Source organism: Lachnospira sp. CLA-JM-H23 (assembly GCF_040096425.1).
Lineage (GTDB): Bacteria > Bacillota > Clostridia > Lachnospirales > Lachnospiraceae > Lachnospira > Lachnospira rogosae.
The window spans coordinates 131918-148668 of the sequence record NZ_JBBMET010000010.1 but is presented as its reverse complement, the minus strand read 5'-3'; the positions used below and the strand labels follow the sequence as shown (position 1 = coordinate 148668).

At 36.6% G+C, this 16751-nt stretch carries 18 protein-coding genes; all 18 read right to left on the bottom strand.

The genetic code is table 11. From position 1 onward, the window contains the following. Nucleotides 1–28: 28 nt before the first annotated feature. The 18 genes from WMO42_RS12830 to WMO42_RS12745 all read right to left on the bottom strand — a co-directional run bounded on the left by WMO42_RS12830 (nt 29) and on the right by WMO42_RS12745 (nt 16750). Complete coding sequence (locus tag WMO42_RS12830) at nt 29–841, bottom strand: phosphatidate cytidylyltransferase (RefSeq protein WP_022502669.1); 813 nt, start codon at nt 839–841, stop codon at nt 29–31. 3 nt (nt 842–844) lie between these two features. Continuing rightward, nucleotides 845–1579, bottom strand: a complete 735-nt coding sequence (locus WMO42_RS12825; RefSeq protein WP_022502670.1) for an isoprenyl transferase — start codon at nt 1577–1579, stop codon at nt 845–847. A 201-nt stretch (nt 1580–1780) separates the two neighbouring features. Next, nucleotides 1781–2332, bottom strand: a complete 552-nt coding sequence (frr, locus tag WMO42_RS12820; protein WP_022502671.1) for a ribosome recycling factor — start codon at nt 2330–2332, stop codon at nt 1781–1783. Between the two features lie 62 nt (nt 2333–2394). Then, nucleotides 2395–3102, bottom strand: a complete 708-nt coding sequence (pyrH, locus tag WMO42_RS12815) for a UMP kinase (RefSeq protein ID WP_022502672.1) — start codon at nt 3100–3102, stop codon at nt 2395–2397. 100 nt (nt 3103–3202) lie between these two features. Next, the gene (locus WMO42_RS12810; protein ID WP_022502673.1) at nt 3203–4141 is read right to left on the bottom strand and encodes a polymer-forming cytoskeletal protein; all 939 of its coding nucleotides are present in this window, start codon (nt 4139–4141) and stop codon (nt 3203–3205) included. Between the two features lie 173 nt (nt 4142–4314). Beyond that, entirely contained in the window at nt 4315–6012 is a 1698-nt protein-coding gene (locus WMO42_RS12805; protein ID WP_349192449.1) for a methyl-accepting chemotaxis protein, read from the bottom strand. Nucleotides 6013–6443: 431 nt separating this feature from the next. Further along, complete coding sequence (gene tsf / locus WMO42_RS12800; RefSeq protein WP_022502675.1) at nt 6444–7529, bottom strand: translation elongation factor Ts; 1086 nt, start codon at nt 7527–7529, stop codon at nt 6444–6446. Nucleotides 7530–7632: 103 nt separating this feature from the next. Beyond that, a complete protein-coding gene (rpsB, locus tag WMO42_RS12795; RefSeq protein ID WP_055174425.1) occupies nt 7633–8361 on the bottom strand; it encodes a 30S ribosomal protein S2 in 729 nt (242 codons plus the stop codon). Nucleotides 8362–8576: 215 nt separating this feature from the next. Continuing rightward, nucleotides 8577–9137 (bottom strand): hypothetical protein, encoded by a 561-nt coding sequence (locus tag WMO42_RS12790; protein ID WP_349192447.1) that lies wholly within the window; start codon nt 9135–9137, stop codon nt 8577–8579. 98 nt (nt 9138–9235) lie between these two features. After that, entirely contained in the window at nt 9236–9856 is a 621-nt protein-coding gene (locus WMO42_RS12785; protein WP_055174421.1) for a DUF6115 domain-containing protein, read from the bottom strand. 14 nt (nt 9857–9870) lie between these two features. After that, on the bottom strand, nt 9871–10185 hold the full coding sequence (locus WMO42_RS12780; protein WP_022502679.1) for a hypothetical protein: 315 nt from the start codon (nt 10183–10185) through the stop codon (nt 9871–9873). A 36-nt stretch (nt 10186–10221) separates the two neighbouring features. Then, entirely contained in the window at nt 10222–11829 is a 1608-nt protein-coding gene (locus WMO42_RS12775; RefSeq protein WP_349192443.1) for a FapA family protein, read from the bottom strand. A 53-nt stretch (nt 11830–11882) separates the two neighbouring features. Next, nucleotides 11883–12641, bottom strand: a complete 759-nt coding sequence (locus tag WMO42_RS12770; RefSeq protein WP_022502681.1) for a FliA/WhiG family RNA polymerase sigma factor — start codon at nt 12639–12641, stop codon at nt 11883–11885. 35 nt (nt 12642–12676) lie between these two features. Then, a complete protein-coding gene (locus WMO42_RS12765; protein WP_022502682.1) occupies nt 12677–12991 on the bottom strand; it encodes a hypothetical protein in 315 nt (104 codons plus the stop codon). Nucleotides 12992–12995: 4 nt separating this feature from the next. After that, nucleotides 12996–13487, bottom strand: coding sequence for a chemotaxis protein CheD (locus WMO42_RS12760; RefSeq protein WP_022502683.1), 492 nt, complete (start codon nt 13485–13487; stop codon nt 12996–12998). A gap of 27 nt (nt 13488–13514) precedes the next feature. Further along, nucleotides 13515–14144, bottom strand: a complete 630-nt coding sequence (locus WMO42_RS12755; RefSeq protein ID WP_022502684.1) for a chemotaxis protein CheC — start codon at nt 14142–14144, stop codon at nt 13515–13517. A 29-nt stretch (nt 14145–14173) separates the two neighbouring features. Continuing rightward, nucleotides 14174–14647, bottom strand: coding sequence for a chemotaxis protein CheW (locus tag WMO42_RS12750; protein WP_022502685.1), 474 nt, complete (start codon nt 14645–14647; stop codon nt 14174–14176). A gap of 15 nt (nt 14648–14662) precedes the next feature. After that, on the bottom strand, nt 14663–16750 hold the full coding sequence (locus WMO42_RS12745) for a chemotaxis protein CheA (protein WP_055174414.1): 2088 nt from the start codon (nt 16748–16750) through the stop codon (nt 14663–14665). Nucleotide 16751 lies beyond the last annotated feature (1 nt).

Below are 16751 nucleotides of genomic sequence, written 5' to 3'. Positions count from 1 at the left end.
CCCTTTCCTAATCTATACTATAGTAACTTTAAAGTCCTATACTGTTAAGCAGTATTATCGCCCAGTATACAACCGGTGCTGTGAATATTACGCTGTCAAATCTATCCATAATTCCACCATGTCCCGGAATTAATGTACCATAATCTTTAACATTATAATTTCTCTTAATTGCAGATGCCGCCAAGTCACCAACTATTGACAATAACGCCCCTGCAAGGCTTGCTACTGCAAATGCCACAGACGAATTATCAATAACACCTGCCATTTTAGAACTTACTAAAGCTCCGTATACCGCACCGAGTATTGTTGCACCAATCACTCCGCCTATTGCACCTTCAACCGACTTCTTAGGTGATAACACAGGTGCCATTTTGTGCTTTCCTATGCACACTCCTGTGAAATAAGCAAATGTATCATTTCCCCACGAAGCAATAAATATAAGCCACACAATAAATATTCCATTATCTGACATTCTTGTTTCATATATATAAGCTATCATCACGGTTACATATATGATTCCAAAGAATGCCCACATAACATTTTCCGCCTTATACTTTGGAAACGTGAATACATACACGCTCATCATAACAAGAAATGTTACTACAAGAATTAGCGTAGTATATCTATGCTCTGCTATGTTAAGGCTTATAAAATATGCTATTGTTGCCGCATATGCACATATTCCCAATGGTGTCTTTTGAAGATTGGTGACCCTTAACAATTCAAAATTACCTATAAGTGCTACCATAAGACATACCGCATATAACAGCCAGCCACCAAAATACAATGATGGAACGGCAATTGCCACAAGGCATATTCCGCTTATTATCCTCTTTAACAAATTCTATTCCTCCTTAACTCCGCCATATCTTCTGTCTCTTTTATTATATTTCTCACAAGCCTTAATAAGTTCTTCCCTATTAAAATCCGGCCAGAATACATCTGTAAAGTAGAATTCTGTATATGCAAGCTGCCATGGAAGATAATTAGAAAGTCTTTGCTCGCCACTAGTTCTTATCAAAAGATCCGGGTCAGGAATATCCTTTGTGTCAAGATTAGCATTTATCATAGCCTCATCTATAGCCTCTGGTGCAATCTTTCCCTCTTTAACATCCTGTGCAATCTTCTGGACGGCTCTTACAATCTCATCTCTGCCACCATAATTGATTGCTATTGTGAAATTGAGTCCTGTATTATTCTTAGTCTTTTCTTCAAGATTATTAATACTCTCAACTATATCATCACTTAATTCTTCCCTGCGTCCTATAACACGGCACCTTACATTGTTCTTCATAGACTTCTTGACACAATCTTTAAGATACTTTCTTAAAATGCTCATAAGAGTGCCTACTTCTTCTTCTGAACGCTTCCAGTTCTCTGTTGAAAAAGCATATACTGTAAAATATTGTATGCCAAGGTCATCTGCAACATACAACATATCTTCTACAACTTTACTTCCCTGCATATGTCCATATGTTCTTGGCATATGCTTCTTTTTAGCCCAGCGTCCATTACCATCAAGTATGACAGCAACATGAGCAGGTATCTTAAGCCCTAATTCCTCATTATATTTATCCATACATTACCCCACAGTCAATATTTTATAGTTTCATATATCGGTATCCTTATTACTTTATATTTAGATACATTTATCATTTCATATATTATTATATTTTTATATGCCAGATAGCATCATTATATTAATGTATATATAATATTATCCATATAACTTATTAGGAGGCTGTTGCTATAAACCAACAGCCTCCCCATATATTATTCATTATACTGTAAGTATCTCAGAAGTCTTTTCTTCTATTGCCTTATCTATTAAAGCTATATATTTATCTGTAAGCTTCTGAACATCATCTTCAAGATTCTTAGCTTCATCATCTGAAAGCTCTCCTGCCTTGTTCTCTTTCTTAACAGTATCATTAGCATCTCTTCTTACATTTCTTATGGCAACCTTAGCATTGTCACCCTTCTTCTTAACGTCCTTAGCAAGTTCTTTACGTCTTTCCTCTGTAAGTTCAGGGAATATAAGTCTTATTACCTTACCATCATTATTAGGTGTAAGTCCAAGGTCTGATACAAGAATAGCCTTTTCAATATCTTTAATAAGGCTTGCTTCCCAAGGCTGAATCTGAATCATTCTTGCTTCTGGAACAGAGATATTAGCCACCTGCTGAAGTGAAGTAGGTGTTCCATAATAATCAACCTTAATTTTATCTAATATATGTGGGTTAGCTCTTCCTGCTCTTATTGTTGTGTAGTCCTCTTTTAATGAGTCTACTGATTTCTTCATTTTATCTTCGTATTCTTTAATGTCACTCATTATATTTCTCTCTTTCTTAATATCTTTTATTATATAACTGAATATTACAATAAATCGGCAAATTAATCAACAGTTACAATTGTTCCATTAAATTTACCTGAAAGTGCATTAACAATGCTGTCTTTCTCATTAAGTCCAAATACCATAAGCGGCATCTTATTCTCCATACACATAACAGAAGCCGTCATATCAATTACGCCAAGATGCTTATCAACAACATCTGTAATGGATATTTTATCATACTTCTTAGCTTTTGGATTGATCTTAGGGTCGCTGTCATATACGCCATCAATTGCCTTAGCTAAAAGTATAGCATCTGCATCTAATTCAATGGCTCTAAGCACTATACCTGTATCTGTTGAGAAATATGGATGTCCTGTTCCACCTGCAAAGAATACAACCATCCCCTTTTCAAAATACTTATTAGCTCTATCCTTAGAGAAAAGCTTTGTCATACTTCCACACTCAAATGGTGTAAGTATATTAGTCTTAAGTCCCTGTGATCTGAATATTTCTGATACATATATGCAGTTCATAATGGTTGCAAGCATACCAATCTGGTCAGCCTTTGTTCTGTCGATATTATCATTAGAACGTCCTCTCCAGTAGTTACCACCACCAATTACAACACCTACATTAATGCCTTTGTCTATAATCTGCTTTACCTGTCCTGCTATATCCATAATTAATTCATCATCATAGCCTGACTTCTTATCACCTGATAAAGCTTCTCCACTTAACTTAAGAATTACTCTTTTAATGTCGTTCATATTATTTCTCCATTCTTTATATATATTGTATTTTATCAGAGTACTAACTATTATCTTTACCGATTATTAACTGTTATTTCTTTATTATCTATAATATCTGTTAATTCGCTGGCCTGCTGCCGGCTGTACTGTTATCAGCTGACATATTATCTGCTGCTTTGCCATCGACCGCTCTGTCGTTAGCTGACTTACTATCTGCTTCTTTGCCATCGACTGCTCTGTCGTTAACTGACTTGCTATCTGCTGACTTGCTGTCTAACCCTGCTGTCTCTTTATTGACACTACTCTTAATCTCGTCTTTGTTATGCTTTCCAACTGCCTTTATATCAAATATTGAAGATGTATCAACATCGGCATAGCACTGCGAACATCTTCCATCTATTGTAGCTCCATTATTAATCTGAACTGACTTAGACTTAATATCACCAACTATTACAGCGGATGAGTCTATGACAACCGGGCCATTAATGTCCACATTACCTTTAACAGCACCAGCTATAACGGCAGATGTTGCTGTTATATTACCTATAACAACTGTACCCTGCCCTATCTTAGCTGAACCCTTAGACTGTATATCTCCTGAAATCTTTGCATTATTAGCAAACACTTCATTAGCCATAATCGCTCCTTCTATTGTACCGCTTACTGTAAGCTTTCCACAGCAGGCAACATTACCTTCAACAGTTCCAAATACATCTATAGAACCTACTGAGTCCAAATCACCGCTGACAACAAGACCTGCTGTTATAACCGCTGTCTCCTCTGCCATCTGCTCTAACTCCGATCTTGGTTCATCTTGTGCAACACTGTCACTGAACGTCTCTATAGCTTCGCTCTCATTATTAAGCTCTGCCTCAAGCTTATCTGTAATAGACTCTCTGCTCTCTGAGCCTGTAAGCTCACTTTTCATTCCAGCTGCTAACTTAGCCAGATCATTATCTTCTAATGTATTGACCATCATATCTTCTTTAACTTCTTTTCCAAGTCTGCTGAATACATCTTTAGAATTATCATCAGATTTACTGCCAAATAAGCCCATCTTAATCCTCCATTAGTCTGATATATATAAAATATTGTCCATTATAACCAGCACTGATTATAACCATAATTCAAGCCTGTCTTATAATGCAAACCAGCCAAAAAAATGTATTGCATTATAACAATCATTATCCGATTAATTATAACACAATACATTATATTCTTCAATATTAATTAATCTCTAAGTGTGAACTGTGAAATTAATTCATTCATAGCTTCTGCCTGTGCAGAAAGCTCTTCACTTGTAGCAGAACACTCTTCTGATGCTGCTGAGTTAGACTGTACAACTTCTGAAATCTGGTCGATTCCCTTTTCAGCCTCTCTCATAGCTGCAATCTGAACATTAGAGTTCTCGCTAAGCTGCTTAGATACATCAGCAATATCATTGATTCCCTGAACAACTGAATCCATTGATTCAGCAACCTTCATAGCTACTGTATTACCTTCTTCTATTTCATTTAAAGCGCCTTCAATAAGAGTTCTTGTATCAACGGCTGACTGGGCACTCTGGTCAGCAAGCATTCTAATCTGCTCAGCAACAACTGCAAAGCCCTTACCAGCCTCACCTGCTCTTGCTGCCTCAATAGCTGCATTAAGAGAAAGAAGATTAGTCTGGCTTGCAATACTTTCAATATCAGAAATGATATTCTCAATCTTCTTAGATGTATCACTAATACGCTGCATAGCTTCCATAAGTGAGTGCATCTCTACCTTGCTGGCATCAGCATTCTTCGCATGGTCTACAGCCTTGTCACTTGTCTTTTGTAAATTATCTGCTGTATCTGCAATCTGCTCAGTAAGAGTTGCTATTGTAGCCTGAAGCTCTTCAACAGCTCCAGCCTGTTCTGTAGCGCCTTCTGCTAATTCCTGTGCAGACTGTGCAAGGTTCTCTGAACCTACTGTTACCTGCTGTGATGATTCATCAACACTCTTAAGTGTAGCATCCATCTTTCTATTCATATTACGAATTGCATCTTTAAGATTAACAAATTTACCAACATATTTATCTTCGATATCTGTCTTAATCTTAAAGTTACCGGCTGCCATCTCATCCATAAGTCTGCTTAAGTCGCTGATGATAAGATTAAGGTCAGCAGCCATCTCCTTAGCTACATTATTCATATAAGCTATCTCATCATCAATCTCACTTTCTGGGAATTCGCTGTCAAGATCACCTGCTGCGAACTTCTTAAGTCTTTCAGCCAATGCTTGTACTGGCTTCTCAATATTATCAGCAATTCTTCTTCCAAGGTGTGTTGACATATATACACTAAATGCAATAATTGCAACAACTAAAACAATTAATATATACATAAGAACATTCAATGTATTCTGTACTTCATCACCCTTAGTAACATTGATATCCATTATATTCTTTAATGCAGCATATACATTATCGTACATAGGTGAAAGCTCTTCAATCTCTTTCTTCTGAGCTGCACCAGAAGCTCCATTATCTGTTGTAGCACCCTGCTTTAAAATGCTGTCAGCCTTGGTCCAGTAACCATTAAGTGCTGATTCAACCTGTGCATAAGCATCTTTACCGGCCTTAGTTACTATTGTCTTCTCAACATCTGCCATATAACCTTCAAATGCTGACTTCTTAGTCTCATACTTCTTCTGTTCATCAGCAATCTCATTCATATCTGTATAACCAATTACAGCTCTTAACGAACTTCTTGCCTCAGAGAATGTTACCATAGCCTTACCAATATCTCCCTGGGCAAATCCATAATTAGTAAGTGCATTATGATACTGGCTGCTTATTACAAATAATGAAATACCACATATAACAAGACCAATACTGCATACAAGAGAAATCATAGCAAAGCTCTTGTTCAACCTTTTTCTAATCGAATCTTTTACATTCATATTTTTCTCCTTTTTATGTAACTTTTTGTTTCATACAAGGCGTGCATAAAATACACATAATATTATACCCCACATATATTAATTGTCATATGCTGTTATATTATATTCTAAATATATAACACACTAATATATACTTCGCAGCATTACATATTTACTTTTTAATATGACATAATATGACTACTTCGTAGTCACTTAGAAGTTTCTTCGAAACTTCGGATGCGTGGAAAAGCAACGCAGTGCATATGATATAATAAATCCAATTTTCCAACAATTATTATCCAAAATTAACACGTCTCATATATAACTTAGATTTATTATATCAATCACTCTTTTATATTTCAATAGAAATTATTAATTTTTATTAAATACTATTCATTAAAAAAACCATATCCTGTATTAACAAGATATGGTTTAGTAAGTATAATTATTAATTACTTAAGCTGAGCTGCAACTTCCGCTGCGAAATCTTCATTCTTCTTCTCAAGACCTTCACCAACTTCAAAACGAACAAACTTCTTAATAGTAAATGGTGAACCAGCTGCCTTGCCTACTTCTGCAATATACTTAGATACTGACTGCTTTCCATCCTCAGCCTTAACATATACCTGATCCATAAGGCAGATTTCCTTAAGCTGCTTAGACACACGGCCTTCTACTAATCCATTAAAAATCTTATCAGCAGCAATATTAGCTCTGTCAGCTAATGCAAGCTCAGCTAACTGAGAAGCAGCTTCCTTTGAAAGGAAGTTGAATAAATACTGCATATTGCTCTTATGTTCTTCATATGTTGCAATATCTTCATCGCTCCATACTTTATCATTAACAGCCTTATCAATTAACTTATTTAAGATTGGCTTTGGAAGAGTAGCTGGGTCATTTAACGCACTCTCTTCGATGATTTCTCTTAACTTAGTAAGTTCTTCCGCTGACATATCATTTCTACTGATATACTGTGGGTTCATAGCTGCTATCTGCATAGCAATGTTAGTAAGTGCTTCTTTAACTGCATCTCCTGTAGCACCTTCTGCTGCAACAAGAACGCCAATTCTTCCACCACCGTGAACATATGAAGCAACACAGTCACCTGTAAGCTTTTCAAATCTTCTTAAAGAAAGCTTTTCACCGATTACGATAGTCTTTTCTTCAAGCTCAGACTTCATATCAAGAATTGCACATACATCTTCGCCATCTCCAGCCTTATCAACTGAAGCCTTAAGAGCCTTATCAGCTACGTTCTGAACAAATTCCTGGAATACAGCGTTCTTTGCAACGAAATCTGTCTCTGAGTTAACTTCTACTACTACTGCTGTGTTGCCTTCTGATGCAACTCTTGTGATACCTTCTGCTGCGATTCTGCCGGCTTTCTTTTCTACCTTAGCTGCTCCGCTCTTTCTAAGAACATCAACAGCTGCTTCCATATCTCCATCTGTCTCTGTAAGAGCCTTCTTACATTCCATCATACCTGCACCAGTAGACTCTCTAAGTTCTTTAACCATTGCTGCTGTAATTGCTGCCATTTTACTTTCCTCCAAATTATAATATTTTAAAATAATCTTAAAAAATGCTTCAACCTGAAACTACAGGCTGAAGCATACATAAACTTAAGTCAAACCTTAAATATTAAGCTTCCTCAGCTACTTCTTCTGCATCAGCGGCTACAGCTTCTTCACCCTGATTAGCTTCGATAACAGCGTCAGCCATCTTTGAAACGATTAAGTTAACAGCTCTGATAGCGTCATCGTTACCAGGAATAACATAATCTAATTCATCTGGATCACAGTTAGTATCAGCGATACCGATTAATGTGATACCAAGTGCGTGTGCTTCCTGAACGCAGATTCTTTCCTTCTTAGGATCTACGATAAAGATAGCATCTGGAATTCTCTTCATTTCCTTGATACCACCAAGGTTCTTCTGAAGCTTTTCTAATTCCTTCTTTAAGTTAATAACTTCCTTCTTAGGAAGAACATCAAATGTTCCATCTTCCTGCATTGTTTCGATTTCTTTAAGTCTTGCAATTCTTGACTGGATTGTCTTGAAGTTAGTGAGCATACCACCTAACCATCTTTCGTTAACGAAATACATACCACATCTTGTAGCTTCATTAGCGATTGCATCCTGTGCCTGCTTCTTTGTACCTACGAAAAGGATTGTACCACCATCAGCAACGATATCAGAAACTGCCTTATAAGCTTCATCAACCTTTCCTACTGACTTCTGTAAATCGATGATATGGATACCATTTCTTTCTGTGTAGATGTACTCAGCCATCTTAGGATTCCATCTTCTTGTCTGATGTCCGAAATGAACACCTGCTTCAAGTAACTGCTTCATTGAAATTACGCTCATTTTAATACCTCCATTGGTTAAATTATCTTTTGCAGGCTTCCTGGATTATGCAACACATCCCGTATAGCCACCGTCTGCGTACAACGGCACCCGCTATGCCATCCACCTGCATGCTTTTTCACACGAAATGTATTATATCAATACCATTAAATAATTGCAAGCATTTTTTATACAAAAACAAACAGCAAAGATAAATACAGGCTGACCAAATAATCTTAGTCAGCCTGTGTGTTATTATTATTATCTACATCGCTTCTTGTTATTATTCTTGCGATATTCTCATATGAATCACCCTTAATCAATTCAAAGTTGCCCTGCTGGACTATTCTTGAATATCCATAAGTTGCCATATACTGTGTAAAAGCATCTGCATCTTCTATAACACCCTTATTCTTAAGTATCTTTGATATATCAGCCGCAACCTTTATATTCTTAGGATTGATATTAACTATAACCTTATCTTCCTCCGATACATACCTTGTTGTAGCTGTAGTAGAACTATCCGTCGCTTTTACTACCGAATTCTTTGCTGTGTCAGCTGATGTTGTATCTTCGTTACCCTTATTCTCTGAATGTTCTGTGCTTTCAGCCTGTATTGTTTCATTATCTTTATCCAATTGTGTTGTATAGGCTATAACAGAACCAGTCGTCTCCTGTGGGACATTTGAACCATTAACATTATTATTAACCGCTGTAACTTTGTCAGCAATAAGCATAATAAGAACTGCGATAATAATTCCGCTTCCAAGACCGCTTAAATAATATCTTAACTTCATTGTATAATGCACCTGTTCCTTAATTCTAACATAATTTCACCTGATAACAATCAGTATTAATCACTTTATACACTAACCTCATTAACCAGTAATTACTTTTATTCGCCTGCTGCATTAACATATAACTTGATAACAAGACGAACCTCTCCAACTCCAAACTTTAAACGTTTAGCTATATCAATATCGTTATAGCCATTATTATATAAGGTCATAATCTTCTGATTCTTATCTAACTTATCATCAAGTGGAAATTCATCAACACTTATTCTCTGTGGTGCTTTCTGTGTTTCATCAAGCTTTATAAGTCTTTCCCTTACTGTTCCCATTCCTCTTGCCTGTGTGTTAGTTGCATTGACACTCTTAACTGTAGTCTTAATCTCTTTATCCTTCTCGTTAAGCATATCATACATAAACATTACTTCATTATGATTACGATTGATTTCTTTTAGAACATTGTCTGCATACTCATTCATTTCAAGAATCTTGGTATTGGATATTTTATCAAGGCTTGCCTCAGTCTTTTCTTCTATATCCTGCATTTTCTTCTCAATTATATCATCTATAGCCTTTGATACCTGTGACACTTGCTTTGCCGAATCATAATCTGATACATATGAAGCAGTATCAGCCTGTTCTTTATTATCAGTTATTCCTAGTATAATGCTTATTATAACGCATATTATACCTATAACTATTAAAACTATCGCTACAGTTCCCATTATCTCTCCATTAATCATACTTTGACGTCAAAGTCTATATCTTCCAAGTCTTTAATAAACACTTTACCGTCTTCTGATGTCTGATTTTTCCTTTCTTTATGTCCAGACTGATACTCGTTATCACTTTTATCCTTAGCATCAAACTTTTTCTGTCTGTTATTAGGGTCTTCTTTATGATTCACCTGTTCAGCTCTTGTGTGGATATCTTTCTGTAACTGAACCGCCGTCGTCTGCTGTTCTACCATAGGTCTGACATCTTCATTATGTCTGACTTGTGATACCGTATTCTGCTGTTGAATCATACCAAATTCCATCGGTCTTACTATCATATCAACACCTCTTTATCACAATTAACCACTTAATAATTAAAGTGGCAGACTCTTTATTTCAGCTCCTTCTTTTCTGAACTGGCAATAATCATATTTTTCTTTCAGGAACATACATATATCACCAAACATAAGCTTAGTACCAACATAAGCCCTGTTGCTTACCTTTATACAAGCATTCTTTTCTTCACCTATGCAGGATCTTATGTCTTCGTATTCTTTCTTTTCTTTAGCCAGCTGCTGATCCATAACCAAAAGGTTACGCATAGTCTTTGAGAGCATCTCCTGCTTCTCAGGACTAAGTGTTCCTTCTGCATCCTGTTTCTTTCTAAGTGCTGTCATAAGCTGTGAAAGCTGGATTTTCTCATCCCCCATCTTACTCAGACCCTTCTTAAGCTCATCCATCCGCTTCTTCATTGTAGGGTCAACACCAACTCCTACAACTGTAGCTGTACCCATTTCATTACCTATGGTCTTTGCCTGTATCATAACTGTTGATTTAACATCACCACCTATTATAAGACCATTCTTTCCATTGGCATTGATAACACCTTTAGCTACTACCTTGCTATGAAGAATAGAGTCTGCTTCAATATTACCGCCTGCCTCAACAAGCTGTACGCTTTCTATGAACTTGGATACAATTTTACCGCCTGCCTTTATAACAGCCTTGTTCATTCCCTGAACTCCTCTGTTTAAAGTGATATCTCCACCAGCTATTACTGTTGCACCTTCAACCACACCTGTAACTACTACATTGCCCGATGCCTTAACAGTAAAGCCTGCAAGTACATTTCCTTTAATATTGACATCACCATTGTAATCTATATCACCAGTTGAGTTATCTACATCAACAAGCTCAAGCACATTAGATACAAACACTTTATCAGACTCAAGTACTACATGTCCGCTTACCAGTGTAATTAATTCTTTGCCATCTTCCGATATTACAAGATTACGCCCAAATCTGAACACAACGTGCTTTACCTTATCTGGATTAACACTTCTGTTAAGTACATCTGTTCCAGCTTCACCAACATACTCTGGATGAAGAACTGCAACTGTATCTCCCTTGGTTACATGATTAACATTCTCTAATGTATGGAAATCTACTGTGCCATCCTCGTTCATCTTTGGTCTTGGCTTTAATTCTGTATTGAACTTATATTCAACATAACCTTCCCTGCCGCTTACCGGCTCAGTTCCTTTAGCCACTGTATAGGCTTTGCCGTAATGCCTGTCTTTTAAAAACGAGTCTATAACTTCTTCATCCACACCATAAGTAACACCGATATGCTGTAAATCCCTTATAATCTCATCTTTATCTAACATTCCACCATTCTCAAAAGGAGGATAGAAACAAGCTTCCACCCTCATACAATCACTGCTTATTCTGTAATCAGCAAATTCACTACATTCCAGCTGACTTTCTTCTGACACCTTAACAGTTGTCTCTGCCGCCGAACCTGCCTTAACAGCTTCCATAAGCTTTACACTATCACAGCTTATATTCTTATTATCAACATAAAACATTACATCATCAATGCTGGCTGCTCCATAACCAGACTTAGGTGGATATACTGTAATATATAATCCATCTTCCTTTGATGAAAATTGAAAATACCCTGACATACATTCTTTAATCATATATGACTCACTTTCTGCTTTTTGCCACTATATTTCTGCACTACAGCTTTTGTCTACGCTGGAAACATATAATCACCCATTATTTTCTTCATTTTACTGAGAGCCTTGGTATGAAGCTGCGATACCCTTGATTCTGAAACATCAAGCGTCATACTTATCTCTTTAAGAGTCATATCCTCATAATAGTATAACACAATAACACTTCTCTCCTTCTCTGTAAGAAGGTCTATTGCCTGTACAAGCTTCTTCTTAAGTTCTTCTTTCTCCACTACATCTTCTGGTTCTTCAAAATGTGAGTTACCCACGCTCTCCATCTTGACTTCACTTCCAGCTTCTGTATATTCATCCAATGATATAAGATTAGAAGACTTCATCTGACCTTGCCAATCGCTTAATTCATCCATTGAAATCCCTAATTCCAACGCAAGTTCATCATCTGTTGCTACTTTGCCGCTATCTGCCTCAATTTTAGCCATAGCAGCATCTATTTTCTTCTGTTTCTGCCTTAAGGACCTTGGAATCCAATCCATTTTACGAATCTGATCGAGAATCGCACCTCTTATCCTTAAACTGGCATATGTCTCAAACTTGACATTCTTACCACTATCGAACTTGTCTATCGCATCAATCAGACCAAATACACCATATCCTACAAGGTCGTCATATTCAACATTATAGCCAAGATACATATTCATTCTTCCTGCAACAAGCTTAACCAGCTGTGCATATTCAACTATGAGCTGTTCACGGATTTCGCTGTCGTGACTTGCAATATACTTTTCCCATAGCCTGTTTCTTCCCGCTTCATCCATACAAAGAATGCCCCCGTACTTAATAATAATGTATATTATCTGTTAGCTCTCTGATTACCATTCATAGCGTCAGATTCATCATTTTTGCCTTCCGTGGCCTCTTTTTCTTCGGCCTCAAGCCTCTCTTTTTCCTTCTCTAGTCTTTCAGCTTCTTCCTGTTCTTCTGCTTTGGTAATCTTTCTGTCTACTATAAAACATATAATTCTGCTCACAGCATAAAAACACACCATTACCCCTATAAGAATCCACAGGAATGAAACAAGACTATACCTGTTGATTATCATAACAACAGCAGTAATAAATCCAGCAAGCAATGTTACTATAGCAGAAACATTTCTAAATCTTTTCATAAGCTTATATAACCTTTCTTGGCTTACCAACTGATTTTATTACATATTCTCCCGTCTCTGAATAAAATTCAACTGTACGTCCATAATTCAATCCGCAATCTTCTGATAATAAACGTATATTTAATTCAGATAACTTCATCTTAACAGCCGCCACATTACGTTCACCCACTCTTAATGTGTCGTTGTTAGTATTCATCGCAAACATCTGAGCACCTCCAGCTATCTTGGCAACAAGCCTTACTTTGCTTGCTCCTAACTTTAGCATCTGGGCTACAAGCTCATCTATTCCACTGTCTGCATATTTTGCTTTATTAGAATTATTTCTAAACTGTGTACTGTCTGGCAGCATACAGTGCAGAAGTCCACTAATCTTAGTAACTGGATCATATATAGCAACTCCTACACAAGAGCCAAGTCCCAGAGTTGTTAAAACATCTGGTGACTTACCTACTTTTAAATCTGCCATACCCACTTTTATCATCTCATCTAAATTCATAATGTTACTCTCATCCCAAGAATATTATCAGCTAATAACTCCTAATGAACGAAGAATCTTATCGTATGATTCAAGCTCTGGAATAAGAAGAAAATATCCTTTAACAAAATCTAATTCGCCAAACTGTGTCTGAATTAATAATAACTTATCACCATACTTACCAAATTCTGATGCCGGAACACTTAAAAGTGCTCCAATCATATCTATAGTCATCTGCGGAACAGTCGCTATAATATTAAGCTTTGTAAGTGATGATATAGCAGTAAGATATGAACCTGATGCTATATTACCAATTTCATTCAATGCCGACATTTCCATATCAGTAAAATCTGCACTCTCATCAACAACATCATCATTCTGTAACATAAGGCTGTTAACAAGGTGATGTGCCGACTTAGTATCAAATATGAATAACATCATACCATCGATATCGCCCTCTAATCCCAAAAGAATTCCAACAACAGTCTGATCTTCACTTCCTATAATTGTTGATATATCCTTGAACTGTATTAAAGCAACATTAGGTACAGACATATCCATCTTTACGTTAAGCATTGTAGACAATGCTGTTGTAGCATTGCCTGCACCTATGTTACCGATTTCCTTTAATACATCTAACTGCATATCATTGAGCTGTTCTAAATCTACGTCTGACATATTAAACCTCAATTCCTAACATTTATATTTTATTTATTCTCTACAATAAGGCTGACTATGTCTAACAATGAAATAAGCTCTCCGCCATGCTTTCCGATTGCACTTATATAATTATTAGTAACTTCATCACCTGCTGAACGGTTAACACTTTCTGTGTCATCACTATTAAGTGTAACAACTTCTCTAACCTCGTCAACAATAATACCAATTGTAGCACCTTCAACCTTGACAATTATATATCTTGTCTTATCTGTGTATACATCATCCTCTAAGCCAAGCTTTAATCTTACACTCATTACCGGGATAATCTCACCTCTTAAATTGATTACTCCCTTATAATAATGCTGAGTCTTAGGTACTCTTGTAATATCCTGCTTTCTTACAATGTTATCAATATATTTGATATTGATACCATACTGCTCATTACCAATCTTAACTACTATATACTGTACAGTTGTTGAAACTTCTTCTTTCTTTTCTTCTATTGCATTAACATTCTCCATAACTAATGCCACCTCCTATACTAATGTGTTCGCATCGATAATTAAAGCTACTGAACCATCACCAAGAATAGTTGCTCCACTTATCATTCTATTAATATTAATATACTTGCCAAGTGACTTAATTACGATTTCCATCTGACCAATAAGACTATCAACAACAAGACCTGCGAGCTTGTCACCCTTTCTTACAATTACAACTGTAATTGTATCTGACTCTTCCTGTTCACCCGGAACATCAAGAATATCTCTTAATCTTATAAGAGGTATTACGCTTCCTCTTAAGTTGATTACCTCTTTAGCATGTATATACTTGATATCAGTTACTGGAACATCTTCAATTGTTTCAATAGCACCAAGTGATATAGCATATTTCTCATCTCCAAGCTTAACCATAAGAGCTTGAATAATAGCAAGTGTAAGTGGAAGTCTGATACTGAATGTACTTCCTTCGCCATACTTTGTCTTAACTTCTACATCTCCACCAAGTGCTTCAATCTTAGACTTAACAACATCAAGACCAACACCTCGACCTGATACATCTGTAATCTTCTCTGATGTTGAAAAGCTTGGTCTGAATAAGAGGTCAATTGCTTCTTTCTCTGTCATAGCATCAGCCTGTTCCTGAGTAACTGTACCCTTCTCGACAGCCTTTGCCTTAACTCTCTCTATATCTATACCATTACCATCATCAGATACTTCGATAACAACATTATTACCTTCCTGGAATGCATTAAGGTAAATAGAACCAACTTCCGGCTTACCTCTTTCTGCTCTTACCTCAGCACTTTCAAGTCCATGGTCAGCAGAATTTCTTAAAAGGTGCATAATAGGATCACCAATTTCATCAAGGACAGTTCTATCAAGCTCTGTCTCTTCACCAGTGATATAAAGCTCCATTTTCTTATTGAGCTTCTTATTAAGATCTCTGATCATACGAGGGAACTTACTGATTACACCTTCAATAGGCATCATTCGTACCTTCATAACTGATTCGTGAAGGTTAGTTGTTACTCTTTCAAGGTATTCAATCTGTTCTGTAAACTTCTGATTATTAGTTGTTGCTGCTTCGTCTGAAGAAATACTTGCTGATACAAGACCATTCTTAGCAATAATAAGCTCGCTGACAAGGTTCATAAGGACATCAAGCTTATCTATATCAACTCGTACTGTATGACTTACAGCCTTGTTATTAGCTGTTGCCGCCTTCTTAGCTGGCGATGCAGCCGCTGTCTTCTTAGCTTCTTCCTTCTTGGCTGGCTCTGTAACAGCTGGCTGTTTCTTAACTTCTTCCTTCTTCTCTTCTTCTGCTGGTGCATCATTAACTTCTTGAAATGGAACTGTTATTGCCTTTCCTTCTGCTGTCTTAATCTCTGATACACTCTTAATAATAGATATTACTTCATCAAGGCTTTCGTGAGATACAACAACTATTGTGAAATCTTTCTCAAACTTCTCATCTTCTATATCCTGTGTTGATGGCTCTGATTTGATAACATCGCAATGTCCTTCAAGATTCTTAAATACAAGAAATGCCCTTGCTGCCTTAAGTATACAATTCTCATCAACTGTTACTACTATCTCATATACTCCAAGACCCTTCTTTAATGCTTCATTAACTGCATTCATCTCAAAGTCTGCAAAAACAAGCTCAGATGTTGTTCCCTGTGCTGCTTCTTCTGCTGGCTGGCTGGCTGAAGCTTCTTTCTTCTCCTCTACTTCATTACCGCCAATGAATGAATTAAGTGCTTTTATTATAGGTTCATTATCATCGGTTCCTTCATCCTGTGTATTCTGGATATTGGAAACATAACTCTCAAGTGCATCAAGGCACTTGAACAATACATCACACATATCTGATGTAACTTTAATATTACCATTACGTACTTCTGAGAATACATTTTCCATATCGTGTGTAAGATTCTGCATTCTCTTATATCCCATAGTACCAGCCATACCCTTTAAAGAATGTGCTGCTCTGAATATTTCATTAATAGTATCACTATTCTCTGGTTCTTTCTCAAGAATTAATAACTGATCACTAAGAGACTGTAAATGTTCATTTGATTCATCAATAAAAATCTCTAAATACTGGCTAACATCCATT